General features: G+C 56.9%; 17 protein-coding genes. 9 read left to right on the top strand and 8 right to left on the bottom strand.

The window, feature by feature from the left end; all coding sequences use genetic code 11:
- Window positions 1–17: 17 nt before the first annotated feature.
- From ACZZ0Q_RS08790 to ACZZ0Q_RS08780, 3 genes are all read left to right on the top strand, one after another.
- Window positions 18–1,187: a RelA/SpoT domain-containing protein gene (locus tag ACZZ0Q_RS08790; protein ID WP_463539299.1), complete on the top strand. Its 1,170-nt coding sequence runs from the start codon at window positions 18–20 to the stop codon at window positions 1,185–1,187.
- A 146-nt stretch (window positions 1,188–1,333) separates the two neighbouring features.
- Entirely contained in the window at window positions 1,334–2,614 is a 1,281-nt protein-coding gene (locus tag ACZZ0Q_RS08785; protein WP_463560478.1) for an ApeA N-terminal domain 1-containing protein, read from the top strand.
- Between the two features lie 636 nt (window positions 2,615–3,250).
- Window positions 3,251–3,574 carry a DUF3077 domain-containing protein gene (locus ACZZ0Q_RS08780; protein WP_463539301.1) on the top strand — a complete coding sequence of 108 codons (324 nt, stop codon included), beginning with the start codon at window positions 3,251–3,253 and terminating at the stop codon, window positions 3,572–3,574.
- Window positions 3,575–4,094: 520 nt separating this feature from the next.
- Here ACZZ0Q_RS08780 and ACZZ0Q_RS08775 read toward each other — a convergent pair.
- On the bottom strand, window positions 4,095–4,562 hold the full coding sequence (locus tag ACZZ0Q_RS08775) for a hypothetical protein (protein WP_463539302.1): 468 nt from the start codon (window positions 4,560–4,562) through the stop codon (window positions 4,095–4,097).
- A 107-nt stretch (window positions 4,563–4,669) separates the two neighbouring features.
- Window positions 4,670–5,416, bottom strand: a complete 747-nt coding sequence (locus tag ACZZ0Q_RS08770) for a class I SAM-dependent DNA methyltransferase (protein ID WP_463539303.1) — start codon at window positions 5,414–5,416, stop codon at window positions 4,670–4,672.
- A 179-nt stretch (window positions 5,417–5,595) separates the two neighbouring features.
- Between ACZZ0Q_RS08770 and ACZZ0Q_RS08765 the strand changes: the two genes are divergently transcribed.
- Window positions 5,596–6,096: a hypothetical protein gene (locus ACZZ0Q_RS08765; RefSeq protein WP_463560477.1), complete on the top strand. Its 501-nt coding sequence runs from the start codon at window positions 5,596–5,598 to the stop codon at window positions 6,094–6,096.
- Window positions 6,097–6,234: 138 nt separating this feature from the next.
- Here ACZZ0Q_RS08765 and ACZZ0Q_RS08760 read toward each other — a convergent pair whose 3' ends face one another.
- Window positions 6,235–6,834, bottom strand: a complete 600-nt coding sequence (locus ACZZ0Q_RS08760) for a hypothetical protein (RefSeq protein ID WP_463560475.1) — start codon at window positions 6,832–6,834, stop codon at window positions 6,235–6,237.
- A gap of 289 nt (window positions 6,835–7,123) precedes the next feature.
- Between ACZZ0Q_RS08760 and ACZZ0Q_RS08755 the strand changes: the two genes are divergently transcribed.
- Both ACZZ0Q_RS08755 and ACZZ0Q_RS08750 read left to right on the top strand, forming a co-directional pair.
- Window positions 7,124–7,687, top strand: coding sequence for an MFS transporter permease (locus ACZZ0Q_RS08755; protein ID WP_463539307.1), 564 nt, complete (start codon window positions 7,124–7,126; stop codon window positions 7,685–7,687).
- Between the two features lie 28 nt (window positions 7,688–7,715).
- Entirely contained in the window at window positions 7,716–7,997 is a 282-nt protein-coding gene (locus tag ACZZ0Q_RS08750; protein WP_463539308.1) for a hypothetical protein, read from the top strand.
- A gap of 240 nt (window positions 7,998–8,237) precedes the next feature.
- Here the strand turns inward: ACZZ0Q_RS08750 and ACZZ0Q_RS08745 are convergent, their stop codons facing one another.
- From ACZZ0Q_RS08745 to ACZZ0Q_RS08735, 3 genes are all read right to left on the bottom strand, one after another.
- Window positions 8,238–8,879: a hypothetical protein gene (locus ACZZ0Q_RS08745; RefSeq protein ID WP_463539309.1), complete on the bottom strand. Its 642-nt coding sequence runs from the start codon at window positions 8,877–8,879 to the stop codon at window positions 8,238–8,240.
- 236 nt (window positions 8,880–9,115) lie between these two features.
- Window positions 9,116–9,526, bottom strand: coding sequence for a hydroxyisourate hydrolase (gene uraH / locus ACZZ0Q_RS08740; RefSeq protein WP_463539310.1), 411 nt, complete (start codon window positions 9,524–9,526; stop codon window positions 9,116–9,118).
- Between the two features lie 15 nt (window positions 9,527–9,541).
- Complete coding sequence (locus ACZZ0Q_RS08735; protein WP_463539311.1) at window positions 9,542–10,045, bottom strand: GlcG/HbpS family heme-binding protein; 504 nt, start codon at window positions 10,043–10,045, stop codon at window positions 9,542–9,544.
- A gap of 138 nt (window positions 10,046–10,183) precedes the next feature.
- Between ACZZ0Q_RS08735 and ACZZ0Q_RS08730 the strand changes: the two genes are divergently transcribed.
- Window positions 10,184–10,855, top strand: a complete 672-nt coding sequence (locus ACZZ0Q_RS08730) for a heavy metal response regulator transcription factor (RefSeq protein WP_463539312.1) — start codon at window positions 10,184–10,186, stop codon at window positions 10,853–10,855.
- A complete protein-coding gene (locus ACZZ0Q_RS08725) occupies window positions 10,852–12,210 on the top strand; it encodes a heavy metal sensor histidine kinase (RefSeq protein ID WP_463539313.1) in 1,359 nt (452 codons plus the stop codon). Before ACZZ0Q_RS08730 ends, ACZZ0Q_RS08725 begins: the two co-directional genes overlap by 4 nt.
- 167 nt (window positions 12,211–12,377) lie before the next feature.
- On the opposite strand, the gene ycaC is transcribed toward ACZZ0Q_RS08725, so the two are convergent.
- Window positions 12,378–13,010 (bottom strand): isochorismate family cysteine hydrolase YcaC, encoded by a 633-nt coding sequence (gene ycaC, locus ACZZ0Q_RS08720; protein WP_463539314.1) that lies wholly within the window; start codon window positions 13,008–13,010, stop codon window positions 12,378–12,380.
- A gap of 163 nt (window positions 13,011–13,173) precedes the next feature.
- Between ycaC and ACZZ0Q_RS08715 the strand changes: the two genes are divergently transcribed.
- On the top strand, window positions 13,174–14,082 hold the full coding sequence (locus ACZZ0Q_RS08715) for a LysR substrate-binding domain-containing protein (RefSeq protein ID WP_463539315.1): 909 nt from the start codon (window positions 13,174–13,176) through the stop codon (window positions 14,080–14,082).
- A gap of 169 nt (window positions 14,083–14,251) precedes the next feature.
- On the opposite strand, the gene ACZZ0Q_RS08710 is transcribed toward ACZZ0Q_RS08715, so the two are convergent.
- Window positions 14,252–15,955 (bottom strand): amidase, encoded by a 1,704-nt coding sequence (locus tag ACZZ0Q_RS08710; RefSeq protein WP_463542209.1) that lies wholly within the window; start codon window positions 15,953–15,955, stop codon window positions 14,252–14,254.
- Between the last annotated feature and the right edge of the window lie 7 nt (window positions 15,956–15,962).

Below are 15,962 nucleotides of genomic sequence, written 5' to 3'. Positions count from 1 at the left end.
CAATATGGATATCAGGAATGAAGGCTTCACTTGAAAGAGTGAAGCCTTCATCGCATAAAATGACCGAAAATACATCTCTAGAAGTAAGTTCGAGATACTCAAAAAAACAAATCCAAAAGGCCGGAGAATTTTTGCTGAATCAGTCAGTTGGCCAAGACACAGATGAATACAACCAAAGCATGGAAGTTTTGTCCTATTGGCGATCAGCTCATGCGCCAGCTCTAGAGAGCGTGACAAACATGTTAACGCGAGAATGCACGAAGCACGATGCATCCGCGTTAATAGCCAAACGTTTAAAGAGAACACCATCGATAATAGCCAAGCTTCGTCGATACGACGAAATGAAACTTAGAAACATGCAAGACATCGGCGGATGCCGCGCAGTTCTTAAAAACCCAAAAAGTCTTCAACGCGTTTATCGTGAGCTGAATAAAGGCGGAGAGATAAAGCATAAGAACTATATTAAAGAACCTAAACCAGACGGCTATCGTGGTATTCACATCGTGTACCCAGTAACGACGGCCCAGACTCAATTCAGAATTGAAATCCAGCTAAGAACGAAATCTCAACATGCGTGGGCTACCGCAGTTGAAATAGTAGATTTGTTTACCAATCAAAACTTAAAGAGCGACAGTGGAAAAGAGGAATGGAAGGAATTTTTTAAAGCGGCGAGCGTAGAGATCGCAAAACTTGAAAATGGAGTACTGCCTTCTGCTAGTGACAATCTAAATACCTTTATGACTCTACTAAGAAAGATGGAGGTAAAAGAAAAGTTTGAAAAATTCTCTAGCTTAGTTGACCAGATCGACTCTCCAGACACCTACTATTCTGGCGAGTACAATCTTCTATCACTGACAAAAAAATCGAAACACATAACAATTAAACAATTTAAGCCCCATCAGTTTTTTGAAGCCACTACCGAATACCTGAAGCTCGAAAAGAAAACTAGAAAAAGCTCCTCGGATATCGTAGCGCTTATTTCCGTAAGCTCTCTTCACAATCTAAAAGAGGCATACCCAAACTACTTCGCAGACTCAAAGCACTTTATCGATTTAGTACGAAACATTGAAAGATATGGCGACTACTACTACCCTACTGGATTCCTCTACAGAATGCTTGCGATTGCGGGCTTCGGAAAAGTTGACAGCATTAAGGCACTTGACGCGCCGTTAGCTTCGCAGCAATAAACTTTGTCGAAATGAAGAAGATTGTATAGAGGGGACTAGTAATTTATCTTCACAACCCTCACACGGTAGCTGCTTGGGCGAGTGGAAAGTATCCAAGATAAATTTTTTCTCCTCTCTGCATCAGCGCAATTCACAAGGAACGCCAAATGAGAATTGTCGAAACTATCATACGAAAAGGACTTTTTTGGAGAGCCGGAAATGAAGATCACAAAGTCCACGGAACTCTAAAGATAACGGACGGCGGCACATCAGAGCTCGAAATCATTGGATCTCTTTCCACCGATGTTACCGACGCTTTCAACTTCGAGATTGAAAGCAACTTCCTTATGTATGGACAAATCGACAAGGACAACTGTGCCACCTTGTATGGTTGCCACTATAAAAACAGAACACACAGTACCAACGGCATAAGCTTTTCAATTATAAAACCTTTCACTACGCTACTAGGTGTTGCGTCAGAAGAGGAAAAACCAAATATCACATATCAGTCGATTTACTTTGAAATTGAAGATATCTCCTCTTGGGTGGACATCAGCGGCTACAAACTATCTCTTCCGCATGATCAAAAGCGGTTTGTCATTGACTATACTCTACCCGACCCAATTGAAGCCCACCTACATAATCTTGGAAAATTAGAAATTGTATTCAATGCAAATTACCCACTGCAATTCAAAACGGAAATAAAAACGAAGCAAATCACAGCATTCAAAGTGCATCCTGACTCGCCTATACAAATCGATGATTCAATAGAGATAATGAGCACACTCCAACACTTCTTGATGCTGGCAACTCAAAAAACTCTAACTCTAAAAAACGTAAAAGCAAAACTTTTTTGTGAGGGTGAAAGCGGAAAAAGCAGCCAATCGAATACGATCGTCCAATGGTATTATGAGAGCCTTCCATTCGAAGACAGCGAGATGATAGAAAAAGATAAAGATGCTTTATTTACCCTCTCCGACATTAGGAACGACATAGGCACCCGTATAAACAAATGGTTTGAAATTTACAAGCAATCCAAACCTGCTATGAGATTGTATTTTTCGGCAATTACCGGAGTTCATAAATACGCCGAAAGCGTCTACCTATCATTATCGCAGGCTGCAGAGTCCTACCAAAGAAATATATCCCAAAACAAAGATCTCAGCTTCAAGCAGCGAATTAATGAATTACTAAACCCCTTCATACATTTTTGCAAGTTCGACACGACCGTATTTTTGGAGAAAACCACACATACACGTAATTATCTAACCCACTACAACGACGACATCAAAGGGAAAGCTGCTACAGGGGTTGAACTATATTTTTTAAATAAAAAACTTACAGACCTAATGACTCTAAATTTTATTCGAGATATAGGCTTTACGGATGACGAGATTGAGAAAATCATATTGAATAGTGAACTTTTAAACTATAATTTTAATAATTAAATAACATCTCTACTTCTTTTTACCCAGAGAGGGATATATATTTGTTACTACGCTAATTGTAGGTCATCCTGGCCGGCGAACGCAGCGTGGTTTTTTGCCACATAGAAAACTGTGACTGCGGCATACAAAGCGATGCCATTAGTGAAAATAATAAGATTTTTACCGCAACAGCAATAACGTTTTGCAACGGAAGTTACCGAAGTTCTTGTAGGATCTCGGACGGTTCATTTCAAGTGCCAGTATGCCAACACCGCGCGGCACTTTGCGTAGAGTGCCGTTCGCTAACCTCAGTTAGCAAAACAATGGCGCAATGCCTGCGTTGACCATGTTCTCCTGCCCCCATAACGTCCCTCCCCAGCGCCTAAGAAACGCTAAGTAGCGGCCTAACCGCTCCCGACAGACGCGGCTTTTTAATGCCTACAGTTTTTTCGTGGGGATTAAATCTGCTTGATGCCGGGAGTGGACGAATAAAAGACCCGCAAGGGAAATATGTCCGGCCTTCTACTTGGGTTTCTTAACTCCCGGCGCCTTCGCCAAGAACGATATCAAGTAGAGGTATATGGAAATGCCACACCAATTCGCACTAACCCACCGCATCACCCACTCCCCTCTTGCCTCTTCCCTAGAGGTGCAACCATGAACATCCAAAACACTGCTGTCACCGACCGCCGCGCCTTTTGCCACGTCGACAGGAAAACATTGTTCTCCGTAAACGCCGGCATCCCGGTGGAGCACGCGCTGGAGCAAGCAGCCGATCTATTGCTCTGCCTCGAAACCCTGATCGTCAGCCGCGGCGCGATTAATGAAGCAGCCGAGAGGACTACCCTGCAATACCTCTCCGAAATGGCCCGCGCCGTGGTCGACGCGTGCCAAGTGCAAGACCCCGAGTTTATGGCTCAGGCGCAAGCGCGTGCTAAGGCGGTTCGCGAACCTAAAGCGAAGGTGCAGGCTGCTGCTTGAGCTGGAAGGTCGCTAGGCGTCTGGTTTGATAACGGCCTATAACCCGTAACTACAAAATCCCGCGCTGGCGGGGTTTTGTGTTTTAGGGGCTGGATTTGGTCTTTTTCAAAGACGACGTGTGAGAAGAGGGAAAAGGTTTATTAAGCGACTCTAAATCCAGGCCCTCGAGAAATGCGCCCCCTTTCTCATCAGATAATGAGTGTCCAGCTTCTACCCAAGCCCCCCTACGGACAATCCACCGCTCTTCGCTCCTGATGTTTAGTCCACAACCCCCGACCATTAATCCGCCCCTCAGACCAAGACTCCGTAACCATCGAGCATTTGCCGTCAAAGCGCTCAACAAACGTCCGCGGATAACCTTCAGGCGCCTCTCCACCCAACCGCATCCAGTTCGGATCAGGCGACGTTACGGTCTGATAAGGCATGCAGCCCACCAACATGATCATCGAGAGGGCCAACGCTAGTTTTTCCATATCAAGCGCAGTCCATTCGGAAGATGGATTTACCGAGCGAACAGCCGTCACCCGCCCAACACCTTCGAGTTCATCTCCACCAACCCACTCAACCCATTCGCCAACTCCCCCACCGTGGCCAAGAGCTGCCCAATATCCTGCTCGGGATCCACATAGAAGTAGTCGATAACAAACCGAAGTGTTGTCCCAAACTGGTCGCCAATCGGCGGAAGCGCCAACGCGCGAATCTGTATCGGATTTCCGCCGCGTGCACTGTCGCGCACCCACCAGGCGATAAATTCGAGGGCGTCGAGGCCCTTGGCGTCGCGGGAAATGCCGAAATTCACGGCGATCAACACTTCGTCCGGCGCGCCGCCTTGGGTGCGGCGTAGCGCGCCCAATGGCAGGTCGCCGTAGGGAGGCAGGCTGAAGAGGCTTTCGGGAATGTCGGCAAGGTCGATCTTTTCGATCACAGCATCGGTAACGCCTGGAATGGATTCAATGGCGTCTTGCAGTTTTTGCACTTCGGGGGGCATATCAACTCCGAGGGACAGGTGAAAGAAACATCGGCATCAACGGGATCAAAACCGTCGGTACCCGACTGAGTTCTAGCACTTCCTGAACGTGGCGGCTCCCCTCTTTTTCACCGTTTCACACATACAAACAACGCATTCCCCACCACCCCATCCCACTCCACCAACTTCTGATAATCGTGCGCCATCACCCGCACCTCGAAGTACCGTTCCAACAACGCCTCCAGTTCAGCAAAGCTCACCGCCACCATCGCGTGCTCGTCATGCCACACCTGCATTGCGCCCTTGCCCACGGTCCGTTCTATGCGCAGTTTCAACGATTGCCGCTCCCCTACTCCGGGGTAGCTCCACGACGAGCTGAAGCCGAACAGGCTGTCGTCGTGGCGGGCGGTGTGGGAGACGAAGGAGGCGTTGTCGATGTGGTTTTTGTCCACGGCGTTAAAGCAGAACACGCCGCCTGCGGCCAGGGCGTTGTGGGCAGCGGCAATGCAGGCGGTGAGGCGCTCGAGAGTGGCGCTGTAGTGGATGGAGTACAGAAAGCAGGTGATGAGGTCGACCGGTTCGGCCACGGTGAAGGCGCACATGTCTTGCGCGCTGAAGTGCGCTTCGGGGCAACGCAGTCGGGCTTTGTCGAGCATGGGTGGGTTGATGTCGAGGCCGGCGCTTTGGTAGCCGGCGTCGAGGAAGTGGCGCACGTGGGGGCCGGTGCCGCAGGCGAGGTCGAGGTGGCGCTTGCCGGCGTTGCCGAAGAGTTGGTGCAGGCGATGGGCGCTGTGGCTTTGGGCGCGGTAGTCGATGTCGGCGCACATCAGGTCGTAGTAGCCGGACAGGTCGGTGTAAAGGGCGTTGCCGGGCATGAGGACCTGCGCGTGCGGTGGGCGATAAGGGGCGCGGATGATAGCCCAAGCGGCCCGGATGCCGGGAAATATAGGCGCCAGGCCACAGTTTGATTACATGGCTGCGCAAGGCCGACGGTTGTCTGTTCCAATCGCCGTTCGTTTGGTTTTTTCACTGTGCTTGCCCAGGAAGCCGCCCCATGGATCTGCGCTTACTCACTCTTTCCGAGTTTCATAAGGTGTATTTCTATCGCCTGATTACCCTGGTGCTGCTGGTGGTAATCAGCGGCATGACGGTAATGGCTCTATTGGAAAAGCCCAACGGCGAGGCCAAGGTGCTGGCGCTTTTTATGCTGCTGATGACGGGGCGTTTTGCCTTTGAGTGGTTCTGGGTAAAGCGCAGTGTGCCCGTGCTGGTGCATGGCGATGAGCTGGTGGTGACCGGCACGGAACACCGCCGCATTGCGCTTTCGCAGGTGCGTTCGGTGACCTCGCGGCACGCGATTTTCATGACGCGCCGCTATCGCTCGTGGTCCGAGCATCTGGCGTTTATGGAGCTCACGTTGAACAACGGCGAACGGGTGATGACGCTGTCGGAAAGCGGCGTGTTTGATTTTCCGGCGGGTAAGGAAACGTTGGCGACGTTGCGGACAACGGTGCTGGATGCCAAGACCAAGAGCCTTTCTGCCTCGGCTCGTTGACGTGTCGAGTTAGGTGGCAGAGCACGTTTGGTTGCAAGTCGCCTCAACAAACCACCGGCCCGTCCCCGTTATTTATCTTCCTTGGGTTCCTCTGCCCACCGCGCGTTGCGCTAACGGTTGGCCGTCCTGCGCAGCGTTTTATTGCGCCGCGCAGACGTTGAAAGGTCGCACGAGTTCGATTTCTTCAGCGCGCTTGCCGTACCCCGGTTGCAGGACGATCTGGCGCTCAGTTTTGCCGGTACTTCGGAAGGCTTTGCCTTCGGCGTCTGTGTGAATACGAAAACCCGCTGCGCTCAGGCTTTGAACAAGCCGGGCGTGCATTATTTTGTCGATAGTGCCGCGGTCATCGGTAGTAGCCAAAAAAACACCACGTTCGGCCATCAACAACCATACCGGGCGCTCGCTGGTGGGACCTTCGAAAATATGGGCGCAATCCACCGCGTCGCTAGCGAACTCTGCCTGACGCATATAGCGGCCGTGTTCATAACCGATCAGGGTGAGCAGGCCTGGCTGAAATAGAGCAACAGCGTCTCTAGTTTCCAACCCCTTCTCAGAGTCATACATCAGGTAGGCCCATTTCAACGGCACTAGGACGGCGGGCTTTTGCGCTAGCTGCAAATCATGCTGAATACGGATGACGTCTTCAGGTTTTTGGTAGGGAATGGCGCACGCGGCCAATACCAGTGCAACGGCCAATAACAACCCTGTTTTGACCAGCTCGCGTAATTGGGAGCGCATGCCACATTCCTCGAGTTCATCCGTAAAGGCCGGCGATTATCACGGCAAATGTTCGGCAGGCCAAACACTCCTAAGCACTGCGTGCAGCTATCGATCTCAACAACACCAAGCAACGTGGTCCGTTCCCGCTGGTTGTGAGTTTGTTGGCCTTCGCTGCGCCCAACCGCAACCTAATTCGCGGTTTGGCTTGGCCTTTCGCTAGTGGCGCGCGCGACAGTTGCCGATAGGTCTATCGCCGATTACTTTAGCCATCGCGCAAGGCCCAAAAACGTATAACCAAGGATCGGTCATGGAAAACATCTACCAAACCCCCGCTGCCGCCCTTCTCGAAACGACCGAGCAAGGGCGCTTCTTCGTCACATCCATTCCAAAAATGCTGGTGATGTTTTTCGGCACGTTTGGGGCGTATCAGCTGTATTGGTTTTATAAGCAATGGGCCAGCCAACGCAGCAGCATGCCGGAAGGAATCTGGCCCTTTGCGCGCGCCTTTTTCTCGGTGTTCTTCGTTCACGCGTTGTCGCGGCGAATGACTGCGCAACTCGATGCACAGCAATTGCAAACGCCCCGCTATGACGATGCCGCCACTTGGTACGTGGTGATCACGGTGGTTGGCGTCGTGCTTAGCCGAGCGACCAGTTATGTGGAGTTGCCGTTGGTAGGGTCCATTGCGGTGGATATGTTCGGCCTGCTCAGCGTGGTGCCGTTGGTAGGCTTGCAACGCAAAGCCAACGTCGCCAGTGGCGACCCGCAGGGACGTGAAAATAGTAGCTACTCGGCGGCTAATTTTGTATGCCTGGCGTTGGGGCTCTCTCTCTGGGGCGTGTTGATTTGGGCGTATAGCCAGTTTGTTTGACATTCGATTTCACTGGGCAGGAATACGAATGATGCGAGCAATAGTGATCCTTTTGCTCATAGCTGCACTGTCGGGCTGCGCGGGAACCAACTTCAGCTACGACAATGCCCGTAAGGTTCAGGTCGGCATGACTGAAGCTCAGCTCACTCAGGCTATGGGGCGGCCTTATATGGTCACCACACGCGGCAACGAGCAGATGTGGGTATGGAGCCGGGCGAATGGGTTTACCGGCTCAAGCCGCGCCGTCAGCTTCAAGATGAAGAATGGCGTTGTGTCAGAAATTCCGGTCATACCCGAATCGTTTAGATAAGGTTCTGCTGACTTGCTGAATTAGAGCCCACCGCAGGCACTTCGTTGGGCTTCGCTGCGCTCAACCGCAACCTACGGGCGAATTCGTCGCTGTGCCCAGCCATTAAAAAGCCCCGCTTCTGCGGGGCTTTTTGCGTTGGTCAATTTCCGCGATAAATCACTTCGCGCCCGACCAGCGCTGAACCAGCCGGGCCCGGCCGGGCGTGGAGCGTGCGTGGCCTCCTGACGATTCGCACACGATTTAGTTGCACAAGCTGGCGGGCGGCTCTTTGCTTTCCACGGCTTTGGGCAGGGCCAACTTGGCGCCGGACAACGGCACCAGCTCGAACAGTCCGAAGAAGCAAGTCAGCGCGTTATCGCCAAACGGCATGCGACCCACCCCTACGATGGCCTGATAGTCCTTGCCGGGCTGCAGCGTATAGACCCGCGCCACCGCCGGGCAGGTGGAATAGGTGCTGCCATAACTGCCCACGGCCGCGCCGAGGGTGGCCAGTTGGAACGGCGCATCGGTGCGCACCCGGTACTCGGTGGCCACCTTGGTGTATAAACCCTCGGCCATGCGCACCGCGCCGACATACTGCATCAGTTCCGGCTCCAGGCTGTTGGGCACGCCAAGATCGACGGGGGTTGCTGGAAATTGCGGGTAGTTGACGGCGGCCTTGCCATCTTCGGAAAAGCGCCCGGCCTCGACCATCTTGTGCCGAGGCGAAGGGGCACACGAGCCCACCACGCTATCGCCAAACACCGTGGAGTTGCTGATGACTCGAATACGGGCGGTGCCTTGATCGGCAGCAGGCTCTACATAGGGAACCGACGGAATACCGGAACAACCGGCCAGCGACACAACAGCTAGAAAAACCGGTACAGCAGCGCGAGTAAACATACAAAGCAATCCCTTTGTGCAGCCTGGCGTTCAATCCCTGGCGATGATTGGCAAAACGAGGCGCGGATTAAACCGGAGAAACAGCCGAACGGCGACCGTTGATTGACGGAAGGGCCACTGTTGCGACATTACTCACAATCGGCATTGGTGATGGCTTACATGCAAAGCATAAACGGCCTCTTGTGCTTCCCGGCTACATACAAAAAGCCCCGCTTCTGCGGGGCTTTTTGCTTCCATCAATTCCCGCGATAAGTCGAAAACCCATACGGACTCAACAACAACGGAATGTGGTAATGCGCCACGGCACCGTCCACGGCGAAGATCACGGGCACTTCGGGGAAGAACGTGGCGGCGTTGTGGCTGCGGAACCAGTCGCCGGTTTTGAAGGTGACGCGGTAGGTGCCTTTTTCCAGTTTTTTGCCTTCGGGGTATAGGGCGGGAATGCGGCCTTGTTCGTTGGTGGTGCCGCTGTTAAGCAGGGTCCAGGTGGCGCCGGTTTGTTGTTCCAGGGTTACGCGCACGTCCGAGGACGGCAGGCCGTCTTGCAGGTTGAGTACGTGCACGCTCAAGGGGTTGTCGGCGGCGTGGGTGAGGCTGGCGACGGCGCTGAGGGCCAGGCTGGCGAGCAAGGTGGTGAGGCGTTTCATGGGTGAGCTCCTGGGTTATGGCTGGGTAGGTAGGTGTTGGGTAATGGCTTTCTGGGCGCAGCCTTCGTCGTTGGCGCTGCCGCCCGCACCTGCTACGCCGATGGCTCCGATCACTTGGTCGCCGACGCGCAAGGGCAGCCCGCCGCCCAGTAGCAGCAGTTCGCTGACGGTGGTGAGGTTGGCGGCGTCGGGGTTGCTGCGGGCGCGTTCGGCGAGGGCGCTGGTGGCGGTTTTAGTCGATAGCGCGGTGAAGGCTTTGCGTTGCGCGGCCAGGGTGTTGTGCGGGCCGACGTTGTCGTCACGCTGCACCGCGACCAGGTTGCCGCCGCGATCCACCACGGCCGCCACGGCGGTTTGGCCGAGGCCGTGGCAGGTGGCGAGTGTGGTGTCGAGCAGTTGGTTGGCCAGGGCCAGGGTGACGTCGGCGCGTTGGGCCACCGGCGCGGCAGCCGGGGCGGCCATGGTGGTAGCGCTAAAGGCGAGTGTGAGCAGTGTGAGTGGGGCGATTCGGCTAAGCATGGCGTTTTCCGGTCGGTGACAAGTGGCCGCCATGGTGCGGCGCCCTGCCCCACGCGCCGATTACGCCTGCATTACGAATTTGTAATGGGACAACGGCGCGCAAACGCCTAGCCTTATGCGCCTGTGGTGGAGGAACCCATGCGTATTTTGCTGGTGGAAGACGAAGTGAAAACGGCCGATTACTTGCGTAAGGGGCTGAGTGAGTCGGGCTATCTGGTGGAGGTCGCGCACAACGGCCTGGACGGCCAGCACCTGGCGCAAGAAGAAACGTTCGATCTGATCATTCTGGATGTGCAGTTGCCCGGCATCGACGGCTGGCAATTGCTGCAAATCATCCGCCGCAAGCAGCAAACGCCGGTGCTGTTTCTGACCGCCCGCGATGCGGTGGAAGACCGGGTAAAAGGCCTTGAGTTGGGCGCTGACGATTATCTGGTGAAGCCGTTTTCCTATGCCGAATTGCTGGCACGGGTGCGTACCTTGCTGCGCCGAGGTCCGCCGCGCGAAGTGGAGCAGTTCTTGGTGGCGGACTTGCACCTCGACCTGCTGCGCCGCCAGGTCACGCGCCAGGGCCAGCGGCTGACGCTGACGAACAAGGAATTCGCCCTCCTGCATTTGTTGATTAGCCGCGAGGGCGAAGTGTTGTCGCGGGCGCAGATTGCTTCGCAGGTGTGGCAGATGAATTTCGACAGCGACACCAATGTGGTGGACGTCGCCATCCGCCGCCTGCGCGCTAAGGTGGACGACCCGTTCACCTGCAAGCTCATCCACACCGTGCGCGGCATGGGCTACACGCTGGCGGTGCAGCCTTGAAGCGCTGGGCGCCGCGTGCGCTGAGTGTGCGGCTGGCGCTGATGTTTGCGTTGGTCAGCGCGCTGTTATTGGGCGCCATCGGCTTTTACCTGTACCACTCGCTGCAACGGGAAATTGCCTGGCGCGATGACCAGGCGCTGCTGGGCCGGGTGCAGCGGATGCAGGCGATTCTGGGCGACAGCCAGAGCATCGAGGCGCTGCGTGAAAGGCCGCAGTTGTACGAGAACATGCTGGGCAATCGCGACAATGTGCTGTGGGTGGTGGACGACGCTGGCCGCGTGCTCATCGAAATCAACCCGCCCGGTTTGCCCCGCCCTGCTCTGCCTGCCGCCGCCACGGCCCAGCTCGGCGACGACCCGGCGGGCAATCCGCTGCGTCTAGCCTGGCAAAGCATGCCCCGTGGTGACCGACAGCTCACGCTGATTGCCGGCAAGCTGCTCACCGAGCGTGAACAGATGCTGGCGGCGTATCGGCTGAAACTGTGGCTGGCCCTGGGCGCCGGCATGGTCCTGGCGTTCGGCCTAGGCTGGCTGGTGAGTCAACGCGGGCTGCGGCCTGTGCGGGAATTGGCGCAACGCTCGGCGGCGATCGACAGCCAGCATTTGCACCTGCGGCTGGACGAGTTCCAGACCACGGCGGAATTGCAGGCGCTGAGCCAGGCGCTTAATCACATGCTCGCGCGTCTTGAAGGCGGCTTCGGCCAACTGTCGCGGTTCTGCGAAGACTTGGCCCACGAAATGCGCACGCCGCTGAGTAACCTGATGGGCCACACCCAGCAAACCCTGCAACGTGAACGCAGCGTGGCGGTGTACGAAGATTTGCTGGTGTCGAACCAGGAAGAATACGAACGGCTGGCGCGCATGATCGACAGCATGTTGTTTCTGGCGCGCACCGAGCAGGCGGTGATCAATCGTCAGCCGGTGGACTTGCACGCACTGGGCGAGCAGTTATGCGAATACTTCGAGGGCATGGCCGAAGAGCGCGAGGTGGTGTTGCGCAATGAAGCCCACGGCACGGCGCTGGCCGACCCGGATTTGCTGCGCCGGGCGCTGGCGAACTTGCTGGCGAACGCCTTGCGCTATGGCGAGGTGGGTCAGCCGATTACGTTGAGTTCCCGCGCGGTTGGCGCTGAGGTTGAAGTGAGCGTGCATAACCTGGGGCCAGCGATTGGGGCCGAGCATGTGCCGCATCTGTTCGAACGCTTCTACCGCTGCGATCCGTCGCGCGCACAGCCGGGGGATTCGGGCGGGTTGGGGTTGGCGATTGTGCGGTCGATCATGCAGGCGCATGGCGGCGAGGTTCGGGTGCGCAGTGATGCGGAAGGCACAGTGTTTTCGTTGGTGTTTTCCGGATAGAGGCCGGCGACGCCGTCTACAACGTAGGAGCGAGCTTGCTCGCGAATGAAGGCGACGCAGCGTATTCAGGAGAACCGCGTCGCGCCCATTCGCGAGCAAGCTCGCTCCTACAAAAAGGCAAAAACCGGGGCTCATTTGAGCCCCGGTTTGTTCCTAACCCGCCCTCCTTATTTCTTGGCCGTCAGCGCGTTATAGCTGGTGAACAGGTTGCGGTAGTCCGGAATGTGGTTGGCGCACAAGGTGCCCAGCCCTTCGATGTCGTTGCGCCAGTCGCGGTGCAGCTCGCAAGCCACGCCAAACCAGTTCATCAATTGCGCACCGGCGGCGGACATACGGTCCCAGGCGGCGTCGCGGGTCATTTCGTTGAAGGTGCCGGAGGCATCGGTGACCACGAACACGTCGAAGCCTTCTTCGATGGCCGACAGCGCCGGAAACGCTACGCACACTTCGGTTACCACGCCGGCAATGATCAGTTGTTTCTTGCCGGTGGCTTTGATGGCCTTAACGAAATCTTCGTTGTCCCAGGCGTTGATCTGGCCAGGGCGAGCGATGTACGGCGCCTCGGGGAACATTTCTTTCAGCTCTGGCACCAGCGGGCCGTTAGGGCCGGTTTCAAAGCTGGTGGTGAGGATGGTGGGCAGCTTGAAGAACTTGGCCAGGTCGGCAACGGCCAGCACGTTGTTTTTGAATTTGTCCGGTTCGATGTCGCGAACCAGGGAGAGCAAACCGGCTTGGTGGTCGACCAGCAGAACCACGGCGTTGTCTTTGTCGAGACGGTTGTATTTGTAAGAAGTAGTCATGGTGCGTTCCTCGCTTTCTGATTGGGTGCCGGTTAGTCGGCGGTAAGGGTGTGTTTCGTTTGCCGCTGCGTTTGTGTTCGCTGCGGTATGGGTAAAGCTTAAAATCGACACCCTTTTTGCACTAGACTGCAAAAATTGCCTCTAGCGTTCTATTTGGAGAACGATGTTGGAAGACCTCAACACCCTCTACTACTTCACCCAAGTGGTGGAACACGGTGGCTTCGCCGCTGCCGGGCGCGCGCTTGACATGCCCAAGTCGAAACTCAGTCGGCGTATTACGCAGTTGGAAGAACGCCTGGGCGTGCGCCTGCTGCACCGCACCAGCCGGCACAACGCGTTAACGGAAATCGGCCAGGCCTATTACCAGCGCTGCGTGGCCATGCGCGTGGAGGCGGAAAGTGCGGCCGAGGTTATCGAGCGCAACCGCAGCGAGCCGCGCGGCCTGGTGCGCCTGGCCTGCCCCACTACGCTGCTGAACTCGTGGGTGGGCCCGATGCTGACGCACTACATGCTCAAGTACCCATTGGTGGAGCTGGCGATTGAAGCCACCAACCGCCGCGTGGACGTGCTGCACGAAGGCTTCGACATCGCCCTGCGCGTGCGCTTCCCGCCGCTGGAAAACACCGACATGGTGATGAAGGTGCTGGGCAACAGCACGCAATGCCTGGTCGGCCATCCGCAGTACGCGCAGTGTCTGGACGTGGGTTTTGCGCCGGAAGAATTAAGCCGCCTGCCGAGCCTGTTCTGGGGCGGGCAGCAGCGCGAGTATCAGTGGGAGCTGTTCAACAGCGAAGATGCGAGCCTGCAGATCAACCACCGCCCGCGCATGGTCACCGACGACCTGCGCGCCCTACGCGACGCCGCGCTGGCAGGCGTGGGGATTGTGCATTTGCCGAAGGTGGCCGTACGGGACGATTTGGCGGCCGGCACTCTGGTGGAAATGCTGCCGGGGTGGACGCCGAAATGCGGCATCGTGCACGCCATCTTTCCCTCGCGGCGCGGGTTGTTGCCGTCGGTGCGTACGTTGATTGATTTTCTTGGGGAAGAATTCAGCCTAAGTGACATGGCGTGAACCCATTTTTGTAGGAGCCACCTTGGTGGCGAACCCTGCAAACGAAATTCTCGATCTTCGTTTACAGGGTTCGCTAGCAAGCTAGCTCCTACGGGGGCGGCGTGGAGGTTCAGAGCCTGGTTTGCAGGCCCGCCCCATCGCGGCTAAAGCCGCTCCTACAGGTTTTTTGTTATTTCAAGACTGGCGTACGTGGCGGGATCATTCGTTTGCTGCCTGTCGCCTCATACGCCGAGGCCAGGCGCAGCAGCGCCGGGTCGTCGTAGGCGCGGCCGGCGAAGGTCAGGCCAACCGGCATGCCGATGTCGGCCATTACGCCCATGGGCACAGTAACCGTCGGTACGCCCAGATGGCGGATGGCGAGGTTGCCGTTGGCGACCCATACGCCGTTGCTCCAGGCGATGTCGGCCGAGGCCGGGTTGACGTCGGCGTCTGCCGGGCCAACATCGGCGACGGTGGGGAACAGCACGGCGTCGAGCCCTAGGGAATCCATCCAGTCTTCCAGGTCGATGCGCCGGGTTTTTTCCAGGCCGCGCAGGCCGTCCGGCAAGGTCGGAATTTGATCCCACGGGGTGATGCCTCGCTCCGCCATGCGCACGTATTCATCCATGCCGGCGGCCAGATCGCCCTCGCGGTTGGGCAAGGTGCCGGGGTCGTGGGGGAAGATTTTTGCGCCGTCTACATCCACCAGGCGGTTAAGTGCCGGGTCGCCGTTGGCTTGTAGAAACTCGTCAAAGGCCCAGGCTGACAAGTCCCACAGTTCGTGGTGCAGGAACTCCGGCGACACCAGCCCACGGTTGAATACGGTGGGCGCACCGGGGCGGTCGCCTTCGCAGTTGGAGACCAGCGGGAAGTCCACTTCAAGCACTTCGGCACCCGCCGCTTCCAACGCCTGGCGCGCTTGTTGCCACAGGTCGATCACCGAAGCCCGCGTGTGAATGCGTTGCCCGGTCGGCCCGCCGATTCCTGGCGCCTCGCTGGTGCCGGCCTCGGGGTCGGCGTTGATAAACATGCGCGGCACGCCAAGGCGTTTGCCGGCCAGAGCTTGGGGGCTAGCAGCGAGCGCGGGGTAAGACGCCGGGCGCACTTCGGCGACGCTGGGGATTGGCACCCACGGTTGCAGACGCCAGAGGTCGCCACGTGTGTCGGGGTCTTCGGCGACGATTTGCTCAAGCACTTCCAGCAGGTCGGCCATGGTGCGGGCGTACGGCACCACCACGTCCATGGTCGGCGTCAGCGGCCAGTTGCCGCGCACGGAAATTACCCCGCGCGACGGCGTGTACGCGCACAGCCCATTATTGGAAGCGGGACCACGACCGCTGGACCACGTTTCTTCTGCCAGGCCAAACGCGGCGAAGCTAGCTGCCGTCGCGGTGCCGGCGCCGTTGGAGGAGCCGGAGGCGAACGGCGCGGTCAGGTAAGCGGCGTTATACGGGCTTTCGGCACGGCCATAGACGCCGCGTTGCATGCCGCCGTTGGCCATGGGCGGCATGTTGGTTTTGCCCAGGCAAATGGCGCCCGCTGCTCGCAAGCGCTCAATGGTGAAGGCGTCGCGCTGGGCCACCAGGTTGGCAAATGCCGGGCTGCCGGAGGCGGCGGTCAGGCCTTTGACCAAATAGCTGTCTTTGGCGGTGTAGGGAATGCCATCGAGCGGGCCGAGGGTTTTGCCGGCGGCGCGGCGGGCGTCTGAGGCGTGGGCTTCATCAAGCGCAGCGGGATTGCGCACGACCACGGCATTGAGGGCGGTGGCGGTGTTGGCGCCGTCGTAGGCGTCGATGCGGGCGAGATATGCCTGCACCAGTTCCACGGCAGTGGTGCGGCCGTTTTCGAGCGCGGCGCGCAGGTCGGCGATGGACGCCTCGGTGACTTCGATCATGCTGGCC

It is taken from the genome of Pseudomonas sp. AC070 (assembly GCF_979258635.1).
The sequence above is the reverse complement of the archived record's forward strand: the minus strand, read 5'-3'. Positions and strand labels throughout refer to the sequence as shown.

What these genes read in the sequence shown, in the direction of transcription:
- ACZZ0Q_RS08790 (WP_463539299.1), top strand. Translation starts at nt 18, where the DNA reads ATGAAGGCTTCACTTGAAAGAGTGAAGCCTTCATCGCATAAAATGACC.
- ACZZ0Q_RS08785 (WP_463560478.1), top strand. Translation starts at nt 1,334, where the DNA reads ATGAGAATTGTCGAAACTATCATACGAAAAGGACTTTTTTGGAGAGCC.
- ACZZ0Q_RS08780 (WP_463539301.1), top strand. Translation starts at nt 3,251, where the DNA reads ATGAACATCCAAAACACTGCTGTCACCGACCGCCGCGCCTTTTGCCAC.
- ACZZ0Q_RS08775 (WP_463539302.1), bottom strand. Translation starts at nt 4,562, where the DNA reads ATGCCCCCCGAAGTGCAAAAACTGCAAGACGCCATTGAATCCATTCCA.
- ACZZ0Q_RS08770 (WP_463539303.1), bottom strand. Translation starts at nt 5,416, where the DNA reads ATGCCCGGCAACGCCCTTTACACCGACCTGTCCGGCTACTACGACCTG.
- ACZZ0Q_RS08765 (WP_463560477.1), top strand. Translation starts at nt 5,596, where the DNA reads ATGGATCTGCGCTTACTCACTCTTTCCGAGTTTCATAAGGTGTATTTC.
- ACZZ0Q_RS08760 (WP_463560475.1), bottom strand. Translation starts at nt 6,834, where the DNA reads ATGCGCTCCCAATTACGCGAGCTGGTCAAAACAGGGTTGTTATTGGCC.
- ACZZ0Q_RS08755 (WP_463539307.1), top strand. Translation starts at nt 7,124, where the DNA reads ATGGAAAACATCTACCAAACCCCCGCTGCCGCCCTTCTCGAAACGACC.
- ACZZ0Q_RS08750 (WP_463539308.1), top strand. Translation starts at nt 7,716, where the DNA reads ATGATGCGAGCAATAGTGATCCTTTTGCTCATAGCTGCACTGTCGGGC.
- ACZZ0Q_RS08745 (WP_463539309.1), bottom strand. Translation starts at nt 8,879, where the DNA reads ATGTTTACTCGCGCTGCTGTACCGGTTTTTCTAGCTGTTGTGTCGCTG.
- uraH (WP_463539310.1), bottom strand. Translation starts at nt 9,526, where the DNA reads ATGAAACGCCTCACCACCTTGCTCGCCAGCCTGGCCCTCAGCGCCGTC.
- ACZZ0Q_RS08735 (WP_463539311.1), bottom strand. Translation starts at nt 10,045, where the DNA reads ATGCTTAGCCGAATCGCCCCACTCACACTGCTCACACTCGCCTTTAGC.
- ACZZ0Q_RS08730 (WP_463539312.1), top strand. Translation starts at nt 10,184, where the DNA reads ATGCGTATTTTGCTGGTGGAAGACGAAGTGAAAACGGCCGATTACTTG.
- ycaC (WP_463539314.1), bottom strand. Translation starts at nt 13,010, where the DNA reads ATGACTACTTCTTACAAATACAACCGTCTCGACAAAGACAACGCCGTG.
- ACZZ0Q_RS08715 (WP_463539315.1), top strand. Translation starts at nt 13,174, where the DNA reads ATGTTGGAAGACCTCAACACCCTCTACTACTTCACCCAAGTGGTGGAA.
- ACZZ0Q_RS08710 (WP_463542209.1), bottom strand. Translation starts at nt 15,955, where the DNA reads ATGATCGAAGTCACCGAGGCGTCCATCGCCGACCTGCGCGCCGCGCTC.